This is a genomic window from Streptomyces sp. NPDC029152, assembly GCF_055564355.1.
The window spans coordinates 186,458-205,533 of sequence record NZ_JBVHWR010000004.1 but is presented as its reverse complement, the minus strand read 5'-3'; the positions used below and the strand labels follow the sequence as shown (position 1 = coordinate 205,533).

The following is a 19,076-nucleotide window of genomic DNA, read 5'->3' as shown; positions in this document are numbered from 1 at the left end:
CCGTCGCCACCCAGCCTCCTTCTGAAGTGCCCGCTTCCGGGGTGAGGATCGCACGCGGCACTGACAACAGCCTTGCTCGCGTCGCGAGCTCGGGGCGGCTTCCTCGCGGCGGCTCTCTCGCTTGGCCCTTCCGGGCTGTCCTGTTCGTGGCCTTCGGCAGCTTGTGAACCTTGGCAGGCCCGTTTTCGCCGCGAGGAGGCTTCGCTCGGGTGGGGACTCGTTCAGGGCGGTCATGAGGTCCGATGAGCTCTCCCAGTCCTGCTGGCGGTTTGGGCGCTGCTTGCGGGTATCGGCGGGTCGCTGCGCTCGTGACCGGGCGGCTCGTGGGGTGATGTCCCGAGGCGCTACTTGGTCCGCGACTGGTCCGGAGGGATCTCCTTTGGATGCCAGACAGTAGCTCGAAGAACCCAATTGATTACAGTGGATACCTATAGCGTCGGGGTGCCTGGAGCGCAAAATACCTTCAGGCAACCCGAATGCAGGCTCTAGAAGAACCCAAGCTTCTGAGGGCTGTAAGAACAAAGAATGTTCTTCGTCTGCTGGTGGTACACGGCTCAGATGCGGTTTGACCGGCGAAAACAGCTCTGGTCGCCACAAACTGCGGTTGCGTCCGGGGAAGTGGTGTACGGGTTCCCACCTGATCCGGGCGTTTGGCCCGGCGTCGAAGCGAGTATCTGGATATGAGAACGGCCACCGGCTGATCTTTCAAGACGACCAAGTCTTTGAATGAGATCAGCATGATGCCCGCACCCGACAGTCTGCCCCTGTACGCTCTCGCGGAGGACAATCTCGCCTCGGCGAGTCCGGACCTGCTGTGCGCGATGGTCAAGACGTTCACCGATGGGCTCATGTCGGCGGAGGCCGACGCCCCCCGACCGCACCGCCGTCATCAGGCTCGTCCGGGCGGTCCTGGCCGAGCAGAACGACGAGTGGACCGAAGCCCGCTGCTACATGGGCCGCGAACTCCTCGCCAAAGCCCGAATCCACCCGATCGAGTCAGAAAACGACGACCCCGCCCTGCCCACCGAACTCACCGCACAGCCTCAGACCGAGATCACCGAGTGGCCGTCGATACACCACTCCAGCGGACGTGACCCGACGCTGCCGCGCATCGCAGAACGGCTCACCTCCGCCTGTGCGGAGCGGACGTGACCCGGCCCACCGGTCAGCGCTTTCCCATGGGGGTCGGCAAGGTGGCAGTTGAGCCAAGACATCGCAGGTCCACCTACCGCACGGTTCTGGCATAGCCACCTGCGCTCACGCCGAATTCCCGTCGGAAGTGCCGATTGAGCTGGCTCTGGTCACAGTAACCGAGCTCGGCGGCGGTCTCTGCCACGGATCGTCCCGCCGCCAGCATGGACTTGGCGCGGGCCAAGCGCAACAGGGTCCGGTAATGGTGCGGTGGAACCCCGTAAGCCTGCCGGAAACTCCTGATCAAGTGGCGTTTGCTGCAACCGGCGACTGCCGCGAGGTCGTCGAGCTTGATGTTGGAGTTCAGTTGGCTGTGGAGCATATCCCGTACTTGACGAAGCGCTCGAGGGCGAAGTGTCGGACTTGCTGCGCCGGGAGCATCCGCATGCCTGGCGAGCAGGACGGTCAGCAAGCGGATCAGCGACGACTCGAGATCCAACTCGTCCTCGCCGTGCGCCAAACCCCTGTGCAGTGCAGCAATGCCGTTGAAGAGGCCGCGGTCTGGATAGGTCACCTCATGAAAGCGCGGCCGGCCTGTGCCGACTGGCATGAGATCGGCGTCAATGAACATCAGTTGCACAATGGCCTGGCCGTCAGCGGCGGCTTTGTCCTGATCGAGGCAGCTCACGACCTCATGGGGCTCGATCACCGTCACTGCGCCAGGAACAGGGGGACCCTGGGTTCGCCCGAGGTACCGAAAAGGGGGTGCAGAGCCGCCATGCGTGATCTTGACAGTGTACCCATCGTTCACAACGGTCGGGAAGTCGCCATCGGCAACGCGCACAACCAGGCTCTCGACTCCTAACCGTGCTCTTCTGTGACGCCCATCGATTGCGGACTCAGTCATGTCACTTTCGCCCTAGTTCGGTTTGTTCGGTTGGTCTTACAGTTCCCGGCAAGACAAGTGCATCCGTCGAGCTGGGGAGGCATGACAGTCGATGGTTGAGCCAGTCGCCCTCCCCTGCCGTCGGACCGCGGGACGAACACCTGACGAGATCTGTGCACCGCTGCGGAGATCACCGTCCACACCGATCCAGGTGCCGGGCGGCCGTTCCCGGCCCATCAGGCTCGCGGCCACGACCGCCAGTTCCATGCCTACCGCCAGTTACGACAGGCGCTATGTCAACACCGATCTCGAGAGGGCTCCGATGAGCAAGCCGTACAGCGACGCCGCCAACATCCCGGTCAACGCGTCGCAACCCGTCCTCACCTACCATCCGGTCACCCTCGACGTTCCCGGCCGGCCCGTGCCGCTGGAGGTCAAGGTGTCGGTCCCCGCGACCGGCACCGACCTGCCGCTCATCCTCCTGTCCCACGGGCACGGGCTGGCGAACTTCCTGTCCTCCTACAACGGCTACGGGCCGCTGGCGAACTTCTTCGCCGCCCACGGGTTCGCGGTCATCCAGCCGACCCACCTGGACTCGACGGCCCTCGGTCTGCGCGACACCGACCTCAAGGACGCGCCCCTGTTCTGGCGTGACCGCGCCACCGACATGCACAACATCCTCGACCGCCTCGACGACATCGAGGCCGCCGTCCCTGGTCTTGCCGAACGGCGGATCGACAGGGACCGTGTCGGTGCCGTAGGACACTCCCTGGGCGGCAACACCGTCTCCCTCCTCCTCGGAGCCCGGATGCTGGACCCGGACGACGACCGGCCGAAGGACCTCTCCGACTCTCGTGTCAGGGCGGGAGTGCTCATCGGGGCTCCAGGCATCGGCAACGACGAGCACTTCGCCGAGTGGGCCAAGACGAACTACCCGGTGCTGTATTACACCGACTTCGAGCAGATGACAGGCACCAGCCTGATCATCGTGGGCGATCAGGATCTCAACCCCAACTTCTCCAATCGGCTCAGTTACCGTGCTGACGCTTACTCGGCCAGCCCCGGCGGCAACAAAACCATGGTGACCATGTACGGCGCTGGTCACATCTTCGGTGGCATATCCGGATACGACGCGGCAGAGACGGACGACGAAAATCCCGAGCGCGTGGCGACTCTGCGGGCTCTCGTGTGGGCCTACTTGCGCAGCCAGCTCTACTCGGCCGACCCGTCCTGGAAGAACGCGGTGAACGCTCTGGAGAACGGTGAAGACCCGATGGCCAAGGTCGAAACGAGGTAGTTCCGCGAGGTGGGCGGCGGTGCGACGGCCGCCGCCCACCGCACTTCATCGCACCGAGACCTTCCACCCCAGCACGGATCGCACAGGAGCAACCGCCATGTGGACCACGTTCGCTGCAACCGTCGGCGGAAGCGCCGCCGGCCTCACCGGCCTCACCTTCATCGTTGTCGCCTTCCGCTTCGACGTCGCCGCCGCCTCCCGGGAATACCGCAACCGCGCCGCGCAAACCGTCTCCCTGTTCCTGACAACCACGGTCACCGCATCGCTGGTCACCCTGCCGCAACCGACCTGGGCGCTCGGGGCCGAACTGTTGGTCGCCGCAGCAGCAAGCGCAAGTCTGCTCTCGGTGCTCGACCACGCAGCCCGCCGTGGCACGTCCCAGCATGCGCGGCCCATCCTCGTCGTCGCGCTCGTCGTGTTCGCGGCAGGTATCGCCGCCGCCGGACTGTTCGCCACCGTCGGCTCCACCAACGGAATGGGCTTCTACGCCGCGAGTTCGCTGCTCGGCCTCATGTGGGGCGTCTACGGGACGTGGGTCTTCCTCACCCAGGCGGGCACAGATCAGATCAACGCGGTAGCAAACGTGCATGACCAACTCGGCACCGTGCCGGCCGCCTGACCGGCCCCGCACAGTGAGGCGGTGCGGGACTGTGACGGAGTGCGGGTCTGTACGGTGAGTGGTGCAACTCCCAGGCAGGAAAAGCCGGTCAAGTGTGGTGTCTCGGGGCCTTGGTTGCACGAAGTCCTCGAAGGTGAGCTGCTGCGGGATGTCCGAGAGTGGTTCGGGCGGCTGGTCAGAGACGATCCAGTGGTCGCTCCCGGCGGTCCGGCTGACGGGCGGTCGGCCGCCGAGCGCGGCGTGCGGCCGCTCGTGGTTGTAGTGGTTCACGAACTCCACGAGTGCGACGCGTCGTTCACGCTCGGTCGTGTAGTCGCGGACGTACGCCCACTCGCGGGAGAGCGTCCCGTCATACCTCTCCGCCTTCCCGTTCGTGCGCGGCGTGTACGGTCTGGTCCGCTTGTGTTTCGTACCGGTCGCGGCGAGCGCGTCAGCCCAGGTCGCAGACCGGTAGCACGCGCCGTTGTCGGTGAGGCAGCGGCGGACCGGTGTGATGCCGTGGGCGGCGAAGAAGGCAACGGCACGGTGCCAGAAGGCGACCGCGGTGACGGCCTTCTCATCGTCCAGGGCCTCGGTGCAGGCGAGCCGGGAGTGGTCGTCGAGCGCCGAATGCAGGTACGTGTGTCCGACCTTGCCGGTGTCGGGACCGGTGCGTTTGGAAGCGCGGGCGGACTCGGTGCCGACGCCGTGCATCCGCCGGCCGCCGCCGGTCGGGATACGTCCGAGTTTCTTGGCGTCGACGTGGACCAGGTCGCCGAGCCGGTCGTGCTCGTAGCGGATGACCTCCCGCAGCTGCTCGCCGGTCGGTGGATCGAGGTCCCGGAGCCGGTTGGGTCCTCGCCTCACCAGGATGCGGTGGGCGGTCGCCGGTGCGAGTGTGACGCCGTGCAGCCGCTGTAGGTCGGCGGCGAGCCGGGCCGGCCCGTGCTCGGTCCGCCGCCGCAGCGCCTCCACCAGGTCGGCGATGTCCTCGGGGGTGCGGGCGGGGCTGGTAGCGGGGCGGGAGGAGTGGTCGAGCAGTCCGTTCTCGCCGTGCGTCCGCCAGCGGGCGTACCACTTGGCCAGGCAACGGCGCGAGATCCCGGCTTCCGCAGCGACGTGCGCGATCGGACGTGCGGCGTCGATCCGCAGGCACAAGCGCAGACGTCCTTCGGGGGTCAGCGGGGCGTTCCAGTGCCCCCTGCTGGTGGCGCTCCTGGACTCGGCGGCCGCGTTCACCGGGAACCCTGGGATCTCAGGGCTCCCGCGTGAGCGGCTGTGCGTGGTGTCAGCGTGCGAACTTTTCGATAGCCGCCGGGGTGACGGGGGTGAAGAAGTTGACGAGGTTGCCGTCGGGGTCACGAAGCAGCAGCGACCGGTTGCCCCAGGGCATCGTGGTGGGCTCGGTGACGAAGTCGGTGACGAAGCCGGTCAGGTTCTGGTGGACGCGGTCCACGTCGTCGACGAGGAACTCGGTGATCACGCTGTGGTTGTCCGCCGGGCGGGCAGAGCCCGGGGCGAACAGCGGGACGGTGCGGGTGCCGGCGATCGCGAGGGTGGCGCCCGGGGTCTTGAGCTCGGCGAAGTCCTCGGTGGCCCACGTCGCCCGCACTCCTGTGGCTCGCTCGTAGAACTCGACGAGACGCGCTACGTCGCTGGTGATGATGCGGATCGAGACGAAGTCCATGGGGATCTCCTTGGCTGTGTGGAGTCGTGCACGTCGCAGGCTAGGAGAAATAGTGGACAGAATCGGTCCTGTATTCGCGTTAGGTTGTGCACATGCCTCGACCCACTGGCCGCGTGCTGACACTCCTGGAACTGCTGCAGTCGGGCGGCACCCGGACGGTGGCCGAACTCGCCGACCGGCTCGGCGTCGAAGGGCGCACCGTGCGGCGGTATGTGGACCAGCTGATCGACCTCGACGTGCCCGTGGAATCGGTGCGCGGCCGCTACGGCGGGTACCGGCTCGCCCCCGGGTACCGCTTGCCTCCGCTCATGCTCAGCGACGACGAGGCGCTGGCCGTGCTGCTCGGCCTGGTCGCCGGCCGCCGGGCAGGGCTGACAACGACGCAGCACACGGCAAGCGAGACGGCATCGGCCAAGATCCGGAGGGTGCTGCCCAAGCACATCGCCCGCCGGCTCGACACACTCCTGGAATCCCTCGCCTTCACGGACCAGCCCGGAGACTCCGACACCCCGGACGCCGGGGTCCTGCTCACCATCGCCGATGCGGTGCGCCACCGCCGACCGGCCTCGATCCGCTACACCGACCGCGACGAACGGCGCAGCGAACGCACGCTGCACGCGTACGGGATCGTCGCCCATGCGGGCCGGTGGTACGTCACGGGCAAGGACGCCCGGATCGGCGAGGACCGAACCTTCCGGCTCGATCGCATCGCAGACGCGCGGACCCTGCCCGGCTCGTTCGAAGCGCCGGCGGGCCCCGATCCGGCACAGCGCGTGTTGTCAGGCTTCGCCACGGCTGACTACCGGCATGAGGTGACCTTGCGGATCCACGGGACGGTCGAGCAGATCCGCGCCCACCTTCCCGCCAGCGTCGCGAGCCTGGAGGAGCACGAACCCGCGGTGGGCGAGGACCGGGTGACCGAGCGCTGGCTACGCGTCGAGCTGCGGGCGGAGCGGCTCGACTGGGTGCCTCCGGTACTCGCCTCACTCGACCGGCCGTTCGTCATCGAGCGCCCCGACGAACTTCGCGACCTCGTCATCGAGCTCGCCGATCGCCTCGCGTCCCACGCCCGCCGAGCCTGACAGCGAGGAACCAATGTCATGAGATGACACAGTCAAGGCTGGTGAACCTCCCGGGGAGGAACATTCGAGTGAGCCGGCGGCCGAGGCCGTTGAGCCAGAGCTGGACCGGGCTCTCGTGGGTGGGCTGGTGGCCCGGGCGAAGGCCGACGGGGTCCGGATGACCGGTGAAGGCGGCCTGCTGGCGCAGTTGACGAAGCTCGTGGTCGAGGGAGCTCTGGAGGGTGAGCTCACCGATCGCCTCGGGCGGGAGAGCGGGGAGCGGGCCGACGAGGGCCGCAGCGGGAACTGCCGCAACGGGCATCGCGCGAAGACGGTGACGGGCGAGGCCGGGCCGGTGGAGATCAAGGTGCCCAGGGACCGCAACGGCTCGTTCGATCCGCAGTTGGTGCGCAAGCGGCAGCGGCGTCTGACCGGGGTGGACGAGATGGTGTTGTCGCTGTCGGCCGAGGGCCCGGCCCACGGGGAGATCTCCGCCCGTCTCCAGGAGGTCTACGGCGCGGAGGTGTCGAAGCAGACCATCTCCACGATCACGGACAGCGTGGTCGACGCGATGAGGAGTGGCAGAACCGGCCGCTGGACCGTGTCTACCCGGTCGTGTTCATCGACTGCGCGCACGTGGAGATCCGCGACGGCCAGGTCGCGAACCGGCCCGTCTGCATCGTGCTGGCCGTCACGGCGGAGGGCACGAGGAACATCCTCGGCCTGTGGGCCGGCGATGGCGGTGAAGGGGCGAAGTGCTGGCAGCAGGTTCTCACCGAACTGAAGAACCGGGGGTTGCGCGATGTCCTGATGCTGGTCTGCGACGGTCTGAAGGAGCTGTCCGCGGCGGTGAACAACGTGTGGCCGCAGACCGTGGTCCAGACGTGCATCGCTCCGGAGGCGGTGCCGGGGCCTGCGAGGTGAGGAACGCGACCTCGTCCGCCCGGGCCGCACCTCCTTCCCTTTTTAATGTCGAGCATTAACATGGTGGGTGTGGCGAGAACATCGGGACCCGGGACCCGGGAGAAACTGATCCGTGCGGCGGAGGCGCTCTTCGCCGAGCAGGGCGTCCACGGCGCACAGCTGCGGGACGTCGTCGCACTGGCCGGACAGGGGAATCCGTCGGCCGTGCAGTACCACTTCGGCTCCCGCGCCGGGCTGCTGGACGCGGTCATGGCCGGCCGGCAACGGCGCACCGAACAGGTCCTCGCGCCGCTCCTGGAGGCCTCCCCCGACGAACTGCCCGCACTGGTCGGCGCACTGGTCACGGCGGAGGCCAGTGAGCTGCGCAGCGAGCGGGGCCGACGGTGCCTGCGCATCTCCGCCCAGCTCAGCCACGAGAGCGGCGTCCGCGCCCGCACGCCCCATCCCACGCTCGCCGGCACGGCCTACTGGCGCCTGATCGAGCGGACCGAGGCCTGCCTGACCGCCCACGGGCTGCCCGGGCCGTTGCTCCTGGAGCGCCTCGACCTGGCCCTCACCCTGGTGGGCGCCGCCATGGCGGACCGCGCCCGTCAGTACCTGGACGGCACCGAACCGCTGACCGGCGAGGAGCTGTTCCTCGCCGATCTGGCCGGTACCGTCACCGCCCTCCTCCTGGCGGAGCCACCGGCCCGGCCCGAGGGCGCCCGGACGGCCTTCGCACGACCCGGAAAACCCTGAAAGGACTCCTCTTCTCATGAACGATCTCACCGGCAGGACCGTGCTGATCACCGGCGGCGCCCGCGGCCTGGGTGCCGAGGCGGCCCGGCAGGCGGTGGCCGCCGGGGCGAACGTGGTGGTCACCGACGTGCTCGACGAGGAGGGCGGGGCGATTGCCGACGCGCTCGGCGAGCGGGCCCGCTTCGTCCACCACGACGTGACCTCCGAGGAGGAGTGGGAGGCGGCCGTCGCCTTCGCGGTGGAGGAGTTCGGCGGCCTGCACGGCCTGGTGAACAACGCCGGCATCTCCACCGGCACGCTCCTGGAGACCGAGTCCGTCGAGCACTTCCGCAAGGTCCTCGACATCAACCTGACCGGTGTCTTCATCGGCATGAAGACCGCCATACCCGTGATGAAGGAGGCCGGCGGCGGTTCCATCGTCAACATCTCCTCGGCGGCGGGCCTGATGGGCCTGGCCCTGACGGCCGGCTACGGCGCCTCCAAGTGGGGCGTCCGGGGACTGACGAAGATCGGCGCGGTGGAGCTCGGCACCGCCGGCATCCGTGTCAACTCGGTCCACCCGGGCATGACGTACACGCCGATGACCGCCGCCGTCGGCATCGAGCGCGGCGAGGGCAAGTACCCCAACACCCCCATGGGCCGGGTCGGCGAGGCCGACGAGATCGCCGGCGCGGTGGTCTTCCTGCTCTCGGACGCCGCCTCGTACGTCACCGGCGCGGAGCTGGCCGTGGACGGCGGCTGGACCACCGGTCCGACGGTGAAGTACGTCATGGGCCAGTAGACGCCCGCAGGACGCGGGGCCTTCGTGCCGCCGCCCGCGCGGCCCCCGCGACGGCGCGGGCCCGGCCCGTGCTCACCGGCTGGAGTATCCGCCGTCGACCACGAACTCCGAGCCCGTCGAGCAGCTCGCCTCGTCCGACAGCAGGTACGGCACCATGTCCGAGATCTCGGCGGGCCGGGCCTCCCGCCGGATCGGCTGGTGGGGTCATGGGCGCCACCTGCCCGGGCCCCGGCGCCACCGTCGGCCCCGCCGTGAGCTTCGGCCGGCTCGCGGCCGACCACGTCTCCCGTACGTGAAACCGCGGCGACCGGCGGAAGGAAGGAGGAGGGGGCACCGCGCGCACCGTCACGGGGGACGGCGGGCCGAGCCGCGCCGGTTCACGGCCGGACCGTCAGCAGGCGCAGGCCGCCCGTCAGTTCCCGCAGGCACCGCACCACGAGCTCCGCCGGGGAGGCCGCTTCGCCGGTGTCCGCGTCCGTCAGGGCCCAGGTCTCCAACGCCACGCGGATCGCGTCGGTCGCCGCGGCGGCGACCAGGCGTGCCTCCAGCGGGTCGCAGTCCGGTCCCGCCAGGCGGGTGACGATCGGCAGCAGCTCCTCCTCGGACTCCTGGTTCACCCGGTACCAGACGGCGCGCAGTGCGGGGTCGTTCCGGGCCGCCCGCAGCAGCCCGCGGGTCCAGCGCAGGCCTTCGTCCTCCTCCGCGGGCCCCGAGGGGGACAGGGAGGCGATCGCGGCGGACTCCAGGGCCGGGGCGAGCGCCGCCTGCGAACCGGTCTCGGCGAGCAGCTCCCGCCAACGGTCCCCGCCGGCCGACAGCAGCGGCCCGACCGCGTCCTGCTTGCTGCGGAAATACCGGTAGAACGTGCGCAGCGCGACGCCCGCGCGGTCCGCGATCTCCTCCGCCGTCGTGCCGTCGGGCCCCTTCTCGGTGAACAGCTCGGCCGCTGCGCGGGCGATGTCCAGCTGCGTCGCCGCCTTGCGGCGCTCCGTCAGCGAGGTCGGGGTCGAGGTCGAGGCGGAGCGGGACGGCCGGGACTGGGTCATGGGGAAAGCCTACGCGGCCACTCCCTCCACAGGCGCGTCATGCCTTGATGTCAAAACGTGCCACCAAGGCGTACAGTGGACACGCTGCGACGACGTCGCGGTACCCACCACCAGAGGGAGAACACCATGAACCGATTTCAGGGGCGCCGTGCGCTGATCACCGGCGGCGGATCGGGCATCGGCCAGGCCACCGTGCTGCGCGTCCTGGCCGAGGGCGGCGAGGTGGTGGCCGCGGACGTGAGCGAAGCGGGGCTGAAGGACACGTCCGCCAAGGCGGGGTCCGACGCCGAGCGGCTGACCACACTGGTGCTGGACATCTCCGACGAAGCGTCGGTGCGCGCGGGTGCCGCCTCCGCCCTGGCAGCCCTCGGCGGCCTCGACGTCCTGGTCAACGCGGCGGGCATCCTGCGCTCCTCGCACACCCACGCCACGTCCCTCGCCGACTTCACCCGCGTCATCTCGGTGAACCTGACCGGCACCTTCCTGATGATCCGCGAAGCGATCCCGGCGCTTCTGGAAGGCAACGCCCCGGCCGTCGTCAACTTCAGCTCGACCTCCGCGATGTTCGCCCACCCCTACATGGCGGCCTACGCGGCGAGCAAGGGCGGCATCCAGTCCATGACCCACGCGCTGGCGGCCGAGTACGGCAAGCAGGGCATCCGCTTCACCGCCGTACAGCCCGGTTCCATCTCCTCCGGCATGACCGACGGGTCCGGGGAGAGCAGGCAGAGCCGGGGCCCCGGCCTGCCCGAGGACACCGACTGGAGCCTGTTCGCCAAGCTGTCCCCCGCGCTGGGGGACGGGTTCGCCGGACCGGAGGCCGTCGCCGGCGTCGTGGCCATGCTCGCCTCCGAGGACGGCAGGTTCATCACCGGCACCGAGATACGCATCGACGGCGGCACGCACTTCTGAGCGAGCGGCCCCGCAAGGCGCCCGCGCCGCCGCGGAGCGGACGGTGACGGGGCGGTGCGCCCTGCGCGCGTCGGCCGAGCGTGAAGCGCAGCGGTGTCCCGACTCCACCCGTGCCGGCCGCCGGAGGCTGTTGTCCGCAGGCGAGCGGCGGGGTTCCACAGCTGACGGGCCGCCCGTCGGAACCTCCCCCCGTGCAGCGGCGGTTGCGGGGGTTTGCGCGTGCCTCATGACGGAGGCATGGTGGAGGTGAGGAGACCGTGCCTCGACCGACAGCGCATTCACGGTGCGGAACGGCGGCGCACACCGGGACCTGCCGGCCCCGCTGCCGAGGAATTCCCCCACCGGCCGGACGCGGAGCCGGAGGACGACGTGAACGAGGCGGGCTCGGTCCGGGCGGACGGTGCGCCGGTACGGCGGCACCTCACGCTGCCGACAGGCCGTTCCGCCTCGTGGCCCGGCTCCTTGCCGAAGGGAGAGAGGGCCATGCCTGCTTTGGCGCCGTTCCCAGGAGCGGGATTCTTCCACAAGGGGCAACGCAGTCCCGTGATCGCCGCGATGGGAGAACGCCTGGTGAAGGAAGGATGCGGCAAGTACCGGACGGGCCCGGGGCCCGAGTGGACGGATGCCGACCGACAGTCGTACGCCGCCTGGCAGCACAAGATCGGATTCGAAGGGGCCGAGGCCAACGGCATTCCGGGCAGGACCTCCTGGGACCGGCTCCACGTCCCGGCCTCGCCGCCGGCACCCGGCAGTCGCGTCGCAACTCCCGTGCCGGAGCACCGTGTGACGACCGCCTACCGGCTCGAGGGACCTCACTGGAGCCTGGGCTACCACACCGGCGCGGACTACGCCGCTCCGGACGGCACACCTTGTGTCGCCGTGCTCAGCGGTTCCGTGGCCCGCAACGGACACGACCGCAGTTTCGGCAACTTCCTCGTGCTGCGTGCCGACGGGTTCGACTACTGGTACTGCCACCTCTCGGAGCAGATCGTGAAGGGCGGGGCGGTCAGGGCCGGCCAGAGGATCGGGAAGGTCGGCTCCACCGGGAACGCCACCGGCCCGCATCTCCACTTCGAGAAGCGCCCGGCCGGTGGCGGCTTCGGGTCCGACGTGACCCCCACCTGGTAGCCGGCGGAGGAACGTTCACCGGCCCGTCAGCGGTTCTCGCTGGTCACCTGTTCGAGGGTGTCGAGAGACGACTCGTCCTGCTGCAGACGCTCCTTCAGGACCTCCAGCCGTTTTGCTCTTCCCGGCGCTTCCCTCAACCGCAGGGTCATGGGGAGCGGTCGAGTCCGTCGTGCGCGTCTGCCGCTCCGGGGCCGGACGCGGCCGGCGGCATGGGCGGCAGGCCTGCGGAGAGGCCCGGCAGCAGGACGGGCTCCAGCCGGACCTCTCCCTGCCTGCTCAGGTAGCGCTCCAGCTCCGGCGGCCGGTAGGCGGTGTTCCGGTCGTAGCGCTCCTTCGTGGGCACCGAGAGGAACTCGTTGCCGTCGGGCTCGCCGTCGTTCATCGCCTCCCCGATGGGCCGATGCAGCGGCTCGGCCAGTCGGTACATGCCCGTCCGCGAGATGTGGAGAGTGCCCGAAGCGTCCGGCCGGACGCGGAAGTCGATGCTCTCCCGAGGCCGCATCACCCGTGGCCCGTCCGTGCTCAGCGCCCCGGCATCGAACTCCAGCCCGTGTCTGCGGGCCTGGTCGACCATCCACAGCAGGGCGATGTCGGACAGACCCGTCTCCTTGTAGCCGCCACCGACATCGCAGTGGACACCGGCGAACCACACCTGTTTCAGCTCCTGGCCCGATGCGGCGGAACCGGGCTTCCGGTGCCACAACGTCGGCCGGAACGCCGAGCGCTGTTCGTCGGTGGCCAGTGCGTGGAAGGCCGCCCTGACCCAGCTGCTCAGTTCGGTGTCGTGGAACGCCCAGCGGCGGTTGAACCGGTCCGTCGCCGGTCGCAGCCACGTCGCGTCCGGGACCGGGACGCCCAGGGCGCCCACGGTGTCCCACACCCCGATGAACCTGATCTCGCTCTCGCGCGCGTACGAGCGGCGGAACAACGTGGCGGCCGCGCCGTTCGGTCGCTCGATCCGGTCACGGTACAGGGCCCAGGCCTCAGGGATCCGGCCGGCGTGGCCCCGTCGCACGATGCCGCTGTTGCGGACCAGCCCCGCGAGGCTGCGGGCGGTGAACGCACCGCGGCTGAAGCCGAAGAGGAACAACTCGTCGCCCGGCTCGTACGTCTCGACGAGGAACCGGTAGGCGTCCAGGACGTTCCGGGACAGACCCACGCCGAACGCGCCGCCGCGCAGACGCTCCCCCCGTCGGCTGCCGACACCGCTGTGGTAGTAGACGCGTTGCTCCGCCCCGGCGACGGATCCGGGGCGCACCGACAGGGCGACCTTGGCGACGTTCGTCTTGCTCGGCTGGTCCGCGGAATTCCACGTCCCGTCACAGCAGACGACCAGACGCTTGGCCATGACCATCCCTCCTCACGAAAGCCCGGAACGGTACACGGCACCACTTCCAGGATCGCACCGTCCGGCACGCCCGACCATGCCGAGCGGGACGTCGTGCACGCGGCCCGCGATCCGGGGGCGAGGGGACCGGCGTCCCGGCCGTGTCGGTGCCGTCGGACCGGCCGGGGCCCTACGCCATGGCGCGGTTCCGGGTCATGGCGGTGCTCAGGCGGTCCTTGACCCGCCCCCGCACCGAGGCCATGCCGAAGCCCTTGGGGTCGATCTTGCCGGGCTGCCACTCCAGATGGCCGATCACGCTGCGCTCGGACCAGTGGTGAGCCCGGCAGACGGCGGCGGCCGCCTTCTCGATCGCCTCCAGCCGCATCTCGGGCCAGGGGTCGACGCCGTCGCCGAGGTCGATCGCCTCGAAGCCGTAGAAGTGCCGGTTGCCGTCGGTGTCGGCCTCGTTGTCCGGCGGCAGGGCGACCTCGTCGATCACCGCGCGCAACACGTCGCCGTCACCGGACCCCGCGTGATCGGCGCGGCCGTTGCCGACCAGGTGCACGGTACCGTCCTCGGCGATGACTCCGTGGCACAGCGGCCCGGGCAGGCCGGGGCGGCCGTCGTCACACAACCGGACACTGCTCGGGGTGCCGGCGGTGACCGTGTGATGGATCATCACCCCGTTCACCGGGCCCCAGGGGCCCTTGTGGTCGCGGTTGTGCGTGCGCCGTGACCGGTGCTCGACGACGGTGAGGCCTTCGTCGCGCAGCGAGTCGAGGAACCTGTCTGCTGACATCGGGACGGCCACGGCTGTCCTCCTCGGCGTGCGTGCACAGGAGGTCTCCTCGACGGAAGGCCTTCCGCAGAGGGCTCCCGAGGGGCACCGGGGCTCCGTCGGCCCCGCGATGGTTCGAGTGTCGCGGCCGGCGTGTCACCGTCGTGTGACGGCCGCGTGACTCCCGCACCGTACCGCCGCCCTCCGTCAGGGCCGGTGACCGTCTCCTCCAGCCGGTCCCGGACCACCACCGAGAGAACGGAGGTGCCCGGACCGGCGGGCTCCGGCTCGATCCGGCCGCCACAGCGACGAGGGCCGCGACGGTGATCCTGTCGACGCGCATCGTGCGCTCCTCGGCAACGGCCCGGGTGCCGGCGCGTCGGTGCGGGCGAGGCCTTCCGGACATCAGGAGTCGCCCGGCTCGTTCCGCCCGGCCGCCCGCTACGACACGCCGGTGACGAGCAGGACCGGGCACCGCGCACACCGCCACCGGCCTGTCCTCCGACCGCACCGCACCACCCTCCCGTTGCCCATGACGACGTCGGGCAAGGGAGACGGGGCCCGCGCCCGGAGCGCCCCGCCACGCCGCGTCACGCGGGTGTGAAGCGCACCGGTGTCCCGACCGCGGCCTGGGCCGCCGCCGCGAGGGCGGGTTCGGCGACGACGGCGATCACCGGGTAGCCGCCGGTGGTCGGATGGTCGTGGAGGAACACCACGGGACGGCCGTCCGGCGGGACCTGGACCGCGCCGAGGACCATGCCCTCGCTGGGCAGTTCGGCCGTCGACGCCCGCTCGAGCGCCGGTCCCTCGGTGCGCAGGCCGATGCGGTTGCTGTGCGGGGAGACGCGGTACGTCGCCGAGGTGAAGGCGCGCAGCGCGGCCGGGGCGAACCAGTCGGCGCGGGGACCGGGCCGTACCGGGAGGACCAGTTCGGCGGGCGGCCCCGGCCAGGGGACGGCGGCCGGCGGTGCCGTCCGCCCCGCGGGGGTGCCCAGGGCGAGGACGTGCCCGTCGCGCAGGGGCTCCGGGCCGAGTCCGGAGAGCAGGTCGGTGGAGCAGCTGCCGAGCACCGGTTCCGCGGCGATGCCTCCGGCGAACGCCACGTACGAGCGCACGCCCGCGCTCACCGCCCCCACGTCGAGGACGGCGCCCGCCGGCACCCGCACCGGTGCCCCCCAGGGCGCCGGACGCCCGTCCACCGTCACCGGGCAGGGCGCGCCGCCGACCACGACGGTGACGGCACGGTCGGGCCGCACGGCGCACCCGGTCAGGGTGGTCTCCAGGACGGCGGCGTCGGGATCGTTGCCGAGCAGCCGGTTGGCGAGCCTCATCGCGGGCGCGTCCAGGGCGCCGGAGCGGGGGACGCCCAGGTGGGCGTGGCCGCGCCGGCCCGCGTCCTGCACCGTGGTCAGGGCACCGGCCCGCACGGTTGTGAGCTCGGCGTTCATGCCGCACCCTCCGCGGCGACGAAACGCACCCGGGTGCCCGGGGCGAGCAGCGCCGCCCGTTCCCTCGCGGGGTCCCACAGGAGGCCCGGGTCCGGCATCGTGCCGATCAGCTGCCAGCCGCCGGGGGTGGAGCGGGGGTAGACCGCGCTGTAGGGACCGGCGAGCGCGACCGCTCCGGCCGGGACCCGGGTCCGTGGTGTGGCCCGGCGCGGGACGTGCAGTTCCGGGGGCAGCCCGGTGAGATAGCCGAAGCCCGGCGCGAAACCGCAGAACGCGACCCGGTACGTACGGGAGGAGTGGAGGTCCGCCACCTCGTGCGGGGCGACCCCCCACAGGGCCGCCACGTCGGCGAGGTCGGGGCCGTCGTAGCGCACGGCGATGTCCACGACGGTCCCGTCGTCCGCGGCGCCCGCCGGGATCTCCCAGCCGGCGAGCCGGCGGGCCAGCGCCTCGGGGTCCCGCACTCCGTCCAGGAGCACGGTCCGCGCTCCCGGCACGACCTCCTCCACCGGCGGCAGGGTCCCCGCCGCGCGCCGTCGCAGCAGTTCGGCGTGGAAGGCCGCGGTCCGCTCGGCGTCGGGCAGTTCGACGAGGAGTGCGTGCCGCCCGGCGGGGCGGGCCGTGAGCAGCGGGTTCCGGGTCATGCGAAGGCCCCGACCCCGACCCCGGCCGCCTCCAGCGCCTCGCGCACCCGCACCGCGATCTCGGCCGCGCCCGGGGTGTCGCCGTGCACGCACAGGGAACGGGCGGCGACCGCGACGGTCGTACCGTCCACCGCCTCGACCGCGCCGTCCACCGCGAACGCCAGCGCCCGCCGTACCACCGCGTCCCCGTCCGTCACCACGGAGTTCGCCTCGCGGCGCGGGACGAGGGTGCCCTCGGGGGTGTAGGCGCGGTCCGCGAAGGCCTCGGGTACGCCGGTGAGGCCGGCGTCCTCGGCGGCGGCGAGCAGGCGCGAGCCCGGCAGGCCGAGCACCGGCAGGGCGCCGCCCGCCAGCCGTACGCCCTCCACCACCGCGCCGGCCTGCTCCGGGTCGTGGACGGTGCGGTTGTAGAGCGCGCCGTGCGGCTTCACGTAGGCCACCCGCGCCCCGGCGGCCTCGGCGAAGACCCGCAGCGCGCCGATCTGGTACGCCACCTCGGCCGCGAGTTCACCGGAGGGCACGTCCATGGTGCGCCGCCCGAAGCCGGCCAGGTCGCGGTAGGACACCTGGGCCCCGATGCGCACCCCGCGCTCGGCGGCGAGGTCGCAGACGCGCCGCATCACCGAGGGGTCGCCGGCGTGGAAGCCGCAGGCGATGTTGGCACTGGTGACGACGGAGAGCAGGGCGTCGTCGTCGGTGAGGGTCCAGCGGCCGAAGCCTTCGCCGAGGTCTGCGTTGAGGTCGATCACAGCCCGAACGTAATGGATTGTTGAACGATTCCACAAGGGTGGAGTGAAGTGCGTACCGGCGGTCCGGATGTGAAAGTCACCTCTTGTTAGATCGTTGAACGATCGTCTAGGGTCCGTGCATCTGCCACGTACCCGGAGCCATGGCCCGAGGACCGCTGAAGCGCCGGTTCCGGGACTCCGGGCCCGTGCCCCGCCCCCGATGCCTGAAGAAGGCCGCCGAATGATCGTTCTCCTCGGTGTGGTCGTGGTGATCCTCGGATTCGTCACGCGCCGCAACCCCGTCCTCGTGGTGGGTGTCGCCGGTATCGTCACCGGACTGCTCGGCAGGATGGACCCGCTGGAGGTCCTCGCGGCCTTCGGCCGCTCCTTCGCCGACAGCCGCTCGGTCACCGTCTACGCCATCGTGCTCCCCGTGATCGGGCTGCTCGAGCGCTACGGCCTGCGCGAACAGGCCCGCACCCTCATCGGCCGCCTGGGCCGGCTCAGCGCAGGCCGCTTCCTCACCGTCTACCTGCTGGTCCGGCAGGTCACCGCGGCCTTCGGCCTCAACAGCATCGGCGGCCCGGCGCAGACCGTGCGGCCGCTCGTGGCACCCATGGCCGAGGCCGCCGCCGAGCGCTCCACGGGGGCGAAGCTGCCCGACCGCCTGCGGGAGAAGGTGCGCTCCTACTCCGCGTCGGCCGACACCGTGGGCGTCTTCTTCGGCGAGGACTGCTTCATCGCGATCGGCTCCATCCTGCTGATCACCGGCTTCGTGAACTCCACCTACCACCAGGACATCGAACCGACCCAGCTGGCCCTGTGGGCGATCCCGCTCGCCGTGTGCGCCTTCCTCATCCACGGCGCCCGCCTGCTGCTCATGGACAGGCAGCTGGAGCGCGAGATGGCGCTCGCCGCAGCCGAGCACGACCTGCCGCTTCCCGAGGGGGCCGACAAGTGATCAAGGTCGAATGGCTGTACTGGCTGATAGGCCTCGTCTTCGTCGTCATGGCCGTGCAGATGGCCATGGACCGCAGCAACCCCAAGCGGTGGACGTCCGCCGCCTTCTGGGGCCTGCTCGGACTCACCTTCCCCTACGGCACCGGCGTCGCCAACGCCACGGCGGACAACGGTGACTGGACCCTGCCCGCCGAACCGCTCGGCGTCGCCGTCCTCGCCCTGATCGTGCTCGCCGGGTTCAACTTCCTCGGCAAGGGCGTCCCGGTCACCACCACCGGCGAACAGCGCGAGGCCTCCGCCGCCCGGCTGGGCAACAAGATCTTCGTCCCCGCCCTGACGATCCCCCTCGTCGCCATCGTCTGCGCCTCCGTGCTGGACGAGTCCGGCCTGTTCGAGACCGGCAGGGCCACGCTCCTCGGACTCGGCCTCGGCTGTATCGCCGCGCTGGTCGTCGGCATGATCGTCACCGGCGAGAAGAAGGTCTCGGTCCCGGTCCACTCCGGCCGCTCCATGCTGGAGGCCATGGGCTCCGCCCTGCTGCTGCCCCAGCTGCTGGCCGTGCTCGGCTCGATCTTCGCCGCGGCGGGCGTGGGCGACCAGGTCGGCGACCTCATGAACAAGGTCCTGCCCGACGACTCCAAGTACCTCGCGGTGATCGCCTACTGCGTCGGCATGTTCCTGTTCACCGTCATCATGGGCAACGCCTTCGCCGCCTTCCCGGTGATGACCGCGGCGATCGGCTGGCCGGTGCTCATCCAGCAGATGCACGGCAACGAACCCGCCGTCCTCGCGATCGGCATGCTGGCCGGCTTCGCCGGCACGCTCTGCACACCGATGGCCGCCAACTTCAACATCGTCCCGGCCACCCTGCTCGAACTGAAGGACCAGTACGGGCCGATCAAGGCCCAGCTGCCCACGGGGCTCGCGCTCCTCGTCTGCTGCACCGTGATCATGGCGGTCTTCGCCTTCTGAGCCGCCCGCCCCGCCACCGTAATAAGGAAG

Annotated in this window: 19 protein-coding genes and 5 pseudogenes; 13 read left to right on the top strand and 11 right to left on the bottom strand. The window is 70.6% G+C overall.

The window, feature by feature from the left end; all coding sequences use genetic code 11:
• Positions 1-740: 740 nt before the first annotated feature.
• Together ACZ4V6_RS10410 and ACZ4V6_RS10405 are read left to right on the top strand one after the other, a co-directional pair.
• Positions 741-866, top strand: a pseudogene (locus tag ACZ4V6_RS10410) (IS256 family transposase); the annotation flags it as partial.
• Positions 841-1,152, top strand: a complete 312-nt coding sequence (locus ACZ4V6_RS10405) for a hypothetical protein (RefSeq protein WP_467825652.1) — start codon at positions 841-843, stop codon at positions 1,150-1,152. The pseudogene ACZ4V6_RS10410 and the gene ACZ4V6_RS10405, both read left to right, overlap by 26 nt.
• A 73-nt stretch (positions 1,153-1,225) precedes the next feature.
• Here the strand turns inward: ACZ4V6_RS10405 and ACZ4V6_RS10400 are convergent, their stop codons facing one another.
• On the bottom strand, positions 1,226-1,846 hold the full coding sequence (locus tag ACZ4V6_RS10400) for a helix-turn-helix domain-containing protein (RefSeq protein WP_467824774.1): 621 nt from the start codon (positions 1,844-1,846) through the stop codon (positions 1,226-1,228).
• A gap of 493 nt (positions 1,847-2,339) precedes the next feature.
• On the opposite strand from ACZ4V6_RS10400, the gene ACZ4V6_RS10395 reads away from it, so the two are divergent.
• On the top strand, positions 2,340-3,314 hold the full coding sequence (locus ACZ4V6_RS10395) for an alpha/beta hydrolase family protein (protein WP_467825602.1): 975 nt from the start codon (positions 2,340-2,342) through the stop codon (positions 3,312-3,314).
• A gap of 97 nt (positions 3,315-3,411) precedes the next feature.
• A complete protein-coding gene (locus ACZ4V6_RS10390; RefSeq protein ID WP_467824772.1) occupies positions 3,412-3,933 on the top strand; it encodes a hypothetical protein in 522 nt (173 codons plus the stop codon).
• A 207-nt stretch (positions 3,934-4,140) separates the two neighbouring features.
• Here the strand turns inward: ACZ4V6_RS10390 and ACZ4V6_RS10385 are convergent.
• A pseudogene (locus ACZ4V6_RS10385) lies at positions 4,141-5,151 on the bottom strand (IS481 family transposase); the annotation flags it as partial.
• Between the two features lie 49 nt (positions 5,152-5,200).
• Positions 5,201-5,599, bottom strand: coding sequence for a VOC family protein (locus tag ACZ4V6_RS10380; RefSeq protein ID WP_467824770.1), 399 nt, complete (start codon positions 5,597-5,599; stop codon positions 5,201-5,203).
• Positions 5,600-5,691: 92 nt separating this feature from the next.
• Here ACZ4V6_RS10380 and ACZ4V6_RS10375 point away from each other — a divergent pair, with 92 nt between their 5' ends.
• The 4 genes and pseudogenes from ACZ4V6_RS10375 (at position 5,692) to ACZ4V6_RS10360 (ending at position 9,103) form a co-directional block, all read left to right on the top strand.
• Complete coding sequence (locus tag ACZ4V6_RS10375) at positions 5,692-6,681, top strand: helix-turn-helix transcriptional regulator (protein WP_467824768.1); 990 nt, start codon at positions 5,692-5,694, stop codon at positions 6,679-6,681.
• Positions 6,682-6,781: 100 nt separating this feature from the next.
• A pseudogene (locus ACZ4V6_RS10370) lies at positions 6,782-7,551 on the top strand (IS256 family transposase); the annotation flags it as partial.
• 93 nt (positions 7,552-7,644) lie between these two features.
• Positions 7,645-8,322, top strand: coding sequence for a TetR/AcrR family transcriptional regulator (locus ACZ4V6_RS10365; RefSeq protein ID WP_467824767.1), 678 nt, complete (start codon positions 7,645-7,647; stop codon positions 8,320-8,322).
• A gap of 16 nt (positions 8,323-8,338) precedes the next feature.
• Positions 8,339-9,103 (top strand): glucose 1-dehydrogenase, encoded by a 765-nt coding sequence (locus ACZ4V6_RS10360; protein ID WP_467824765.1) that lies wholly within the window; start codon positions 8,339-8,341, stop codon positions 9,101-9,103.
• A 72-nt stretch (positions 9,104-9,175) separates the two neighbouring features.
• Here the strand turns inward: ACZ4V6_RS10360 and ACZ4V6_RS10355 are convergent, their stop codons facing one another.
• Positions 9,176-9,259, bottom strand: a complete 84-nt coding sequence (locus tag ACZ4V6_RS10355) for a hypothetical protein (RefSeq protein WP_467825599.1) — start codon at positions 9,257-9,259, stop codon at positions 9,176-9,178.
• A gap of 221 nt (positions 9,260-9,480) precedes the next feature.
• Positions 9,481-10,149: a TetR family transcriptional regulator gene (locus tag ACZ4V6_RS10350; RefSeq protein ID WP_467824762.1), complete on the bottom strand. Its 669-nt coding sequence runs from the start codon at positions 10,147-10,149 to the stop codon at positions 9,481-9,483.
• A 126-nt stretch (positions 10,150-10,275) separates the two neighbouring features.
• On the opposite strand from ACZ4V6_RS10350, the gene ACZ4V6_RS10345 reads away from it, so the two are divergent.
• From ACZ4V6_RS10345 to ACZ4V6_RS10335, 3 genes and pseudogenes are all read left to right on the top strand, one after another.
• A complete protein-coding gene (locus tag ACZ4V6_RS10345) occupies positions 10,276-11,061 on the top strand; it encodes an SDR family NAD(P)-dependent oxidoreductase (RefSeq protein WP_467824760.1) in 786 nt (261 codons plus the stop codon).
• 486 nt (positions 11,062-11,547) lie between these two features.
• A pseudogene (locus ACZ4V6_RS10340) lies at positions 11,548-11,796 on the top strand (peptidoglycan-binding protein); the annotation flags it as partial.
• 33 nt (positions 11,797-11,829) lie between these two features.
• On the top strand, positions 11,830-12,189 hold the full coding sequence (locus ACZ4V6_RS10335; protein ID WP_467825596.1) for a M23 family metallopeptidase: 360 nt from the start codon (positions 11,830-11,832) through the stop codon (positions 12,187-12,189).
• A 26-nt stretch (positions 12,190-12,215) separates the two neighbouring features.
• On the opposite strand, the gene ACZ4V6_RS10330 is transcribed toward ACZ4V6_RS10335, so the two are convergent.
• The 6 genes and pseudogenes from ACZ4V6_RS10330 to ACZ4V6_RS10305 form a co-directional block, all read right to left on the bottom strand.
• Positions 12,216-12,338, bottom strand: coding sequence for a hypothetical protein (locus ACZ4V6_RS10330; RefSeq protein WP_467824757.1), 123 nt, complete (start codon positions 12,336-12,338; stop codon positions 12,216-12,218).
• Positions 12,335-13,537 (bottom strand): DUF2235 domain-containing protein, encoded by a 1,203-nt coding sequence (locus tag ACZ4V6_RS10325; protein ID WP_467824756.1) that lies wholly within the window; start codon positions 13,535-13,537, stop codon positions 12,335-12,337. The genes ACZ4V6_RS10330 and ACZ4V6_RS10325 overlap by 4 nt, the downstream gene beginning before the upstream one ends.
• Positions 13,538-13,742: 205 nt before the next feature.
• A pseudogene (locus ACZ4V6_RS10320) lies at positions 13,743-14,327 on the bottom strand (N-acetylmuramoyl-L-alanine amidase); the annotation flags it as partial.
• Between the two features lie 557 nt (positions 14,328-14,884).
• Positions 14,885-15,742: a 5-oxoprolinase subunit C family protein gene (locus tag ACZ4V6_RS10315; RefSeq protein WP_467824754.1), complete on the bottom strand. Its 858-nt coding sequence runs from the start codon at positions 15,740-15,742 to the stop codon at positions 14,885-14,887.
• Positions 15,739-16,386, bottom strand: coding sequence for a 5-oxoprolinase subunit B family protein (locus tag ACZ4V6_RS10310; protein ID WP_467824751.1), 648 nt, complete (start codon positions 16,384-16,386; stop codon positions 15,739-15,741). The genes ACZ4V6_RS10315 and ACZ4V6_RS10310 overlap by 4 nt, the downstream gene beginning before the upstream one ends.
• Complete coding sequence (locus ACZ4V6_RS10305) at positions 16,383-17,135, bottom strand: LamB/YcsF family protein (RefSeq protein WP_467824749.1); 753 nt, start codon at positions 17,133-17,135, stop codon at positions 16,383-16,385. The genes ACZ4V6_RS10310 and ACZ4V6_RS10305 overlap by 4 nt, the downstream gene beginning before the upstream one ends.
• Before the next feature lie 220 nt (positions 17,136-17,355).
• Here ACZ4V6_RS10305 and ACZ4V6_RS10300 point away from each other — a divergent pair, with 220 nt between their 5' ends.
• Positions 17,356-18,075 (top strand): DUF969 domain-containing protein, encoded by a 720-nt coding sequence (locus ACZ4V6_RS10300; protein WP_467824746.1) that lies wholly within the window; start codon positions 17,356-17,358, stop codon positions 18,073-18,075.
• Entirely contained in the window at positions 18,072-19,046 is a 975-nt protein-coding gene (locus tag ACZ4V6_RS10295) for a DUF979 domain-containing protein (RefSeq protein ID WP_467824744.1), read from the top strand. The genes ACZ4V6_RS10300 and ACZ4V6_RS10295 overlap by 4 nt, the downstream gene beginning before the upstream one ends.
• The last annotated feature ends 30 nt before the right edge of the window (positions 19,047-19,076 follow it).

Excerpts from the sequence above, each read along its gene's own strand:
- ACZ4V6_RS10405 (WP_467825652.1), top strand. The coding sequence starts at position 841 with ATGGGCTCATGTCGGCGGAGGCCGACGCCCCCCGACCGCACCGCCGTC.
- ACZ4V6_RS10395 (WP_467825602.1), top strand. The coding sequence starts at position 2,340 with ATGAGCAAGCCGTACAGCGACGCCGCCAACATCCCGGTCAACGCGTCG.
- ACZ4V6_RS10390 (WP_467824772.1), top strand. The coding sequence starts at position 3,412 with ATGTGGACCACGTTCGCTGCAACCGTCGGCGGAAGCGCCGCCGGCCTC.
- ACZ4V6_RS10380 (WP_467824770.1), bottom strand. The coding sequence starts at position 5,599 with ATGGACTTCGTCTCGATCCGCATCATCACCAGCGACGTAGCGCGTCTC.
- ACZ4V6_RS10375 (WP_467824768.1), top strand. The coding sequence starts at position 5,692 with ATGCCTCGACCCACTGGCCGCGTGCTGACACTCCTGGAACTGCTGCAG.
- ACZ4V6_RS10365 (WP_467824767.1), top strand. The coding sequence starts at position 7,645 with ATGGTGGGTGTGGCGAGAACATCGGGACCCGGGACCCGGGAGAAACTG.
- ACZ4V6_RS10360 (WP_467824765.1), top strand. The coding sequence starts at position 8,339 with ATGAACGATCTCACCGGCAGGACCGTGCTGATCACCGGCGGCGCCCGC.
- ACZ4V6_RS10355 (WP_467825599.1), bottom strand. The coding sequence starts at position 9,259 with ATGGTGCCGTACCTGCTGTCGGACGAGGCGAGCTGCTCGACGGGCTCG.
- ACZ4V6_RS10350 (WP_467824762.1), bottom strand. The coding sequence starts at position 10,149 with ATGACCCAGTCCCGGCCGTCCCGCTCCGCCTCGACCTCGACCCCGACC.
- ACZ4V6_RS10345 (WP_467824760.1), top strand. The coding sequence starts at position 10,276 with ATGAACCGATTTCAGGGGCGCCGTGCGCTGATCACCGGCGGCGGATCG.
- ACZ4V6_RS10330 (WP_467824757.1), bottom strand. The coding sequence starts at position 12,338 with ATGACCCTGCGGTTGAGGGAAGCGCCGGGAAGAGCAAAACGGCTGGAG.
- ACZ4V6_RS10325 (WP_467824756.1), bottom strand. The coding sequence starts at position 13,537 with ATGGCCAAGCGTCTGGTCGTCTGCTGTGACGGGACGTGGAATTCCGCG.
- ACZ4V6_RS10315 (WP_467824754.1), bottom strand. The coding sequence starts at position 15,742 with ATGAACGCCGAGCTCACAACCGTGCGGGCCGGTGCCCTGACCACGGTG.
- ACZ4V6_RS10310 (WP_467824751.1), bottom strand. The coding sequence starts at position 16,386 with ATGACCCGGAACCCGCTGCTCACGGCCCGCCCCGCCGGGCGGCACGCA.
- ACZ4V6_RS10300 (WP_467824746.1), top strand. The coding sequence starts at position 17,356 with ATGATCGTTCTCCTCGGTGTGGTCGTGGTGATCCTCGGATTCGTCACG.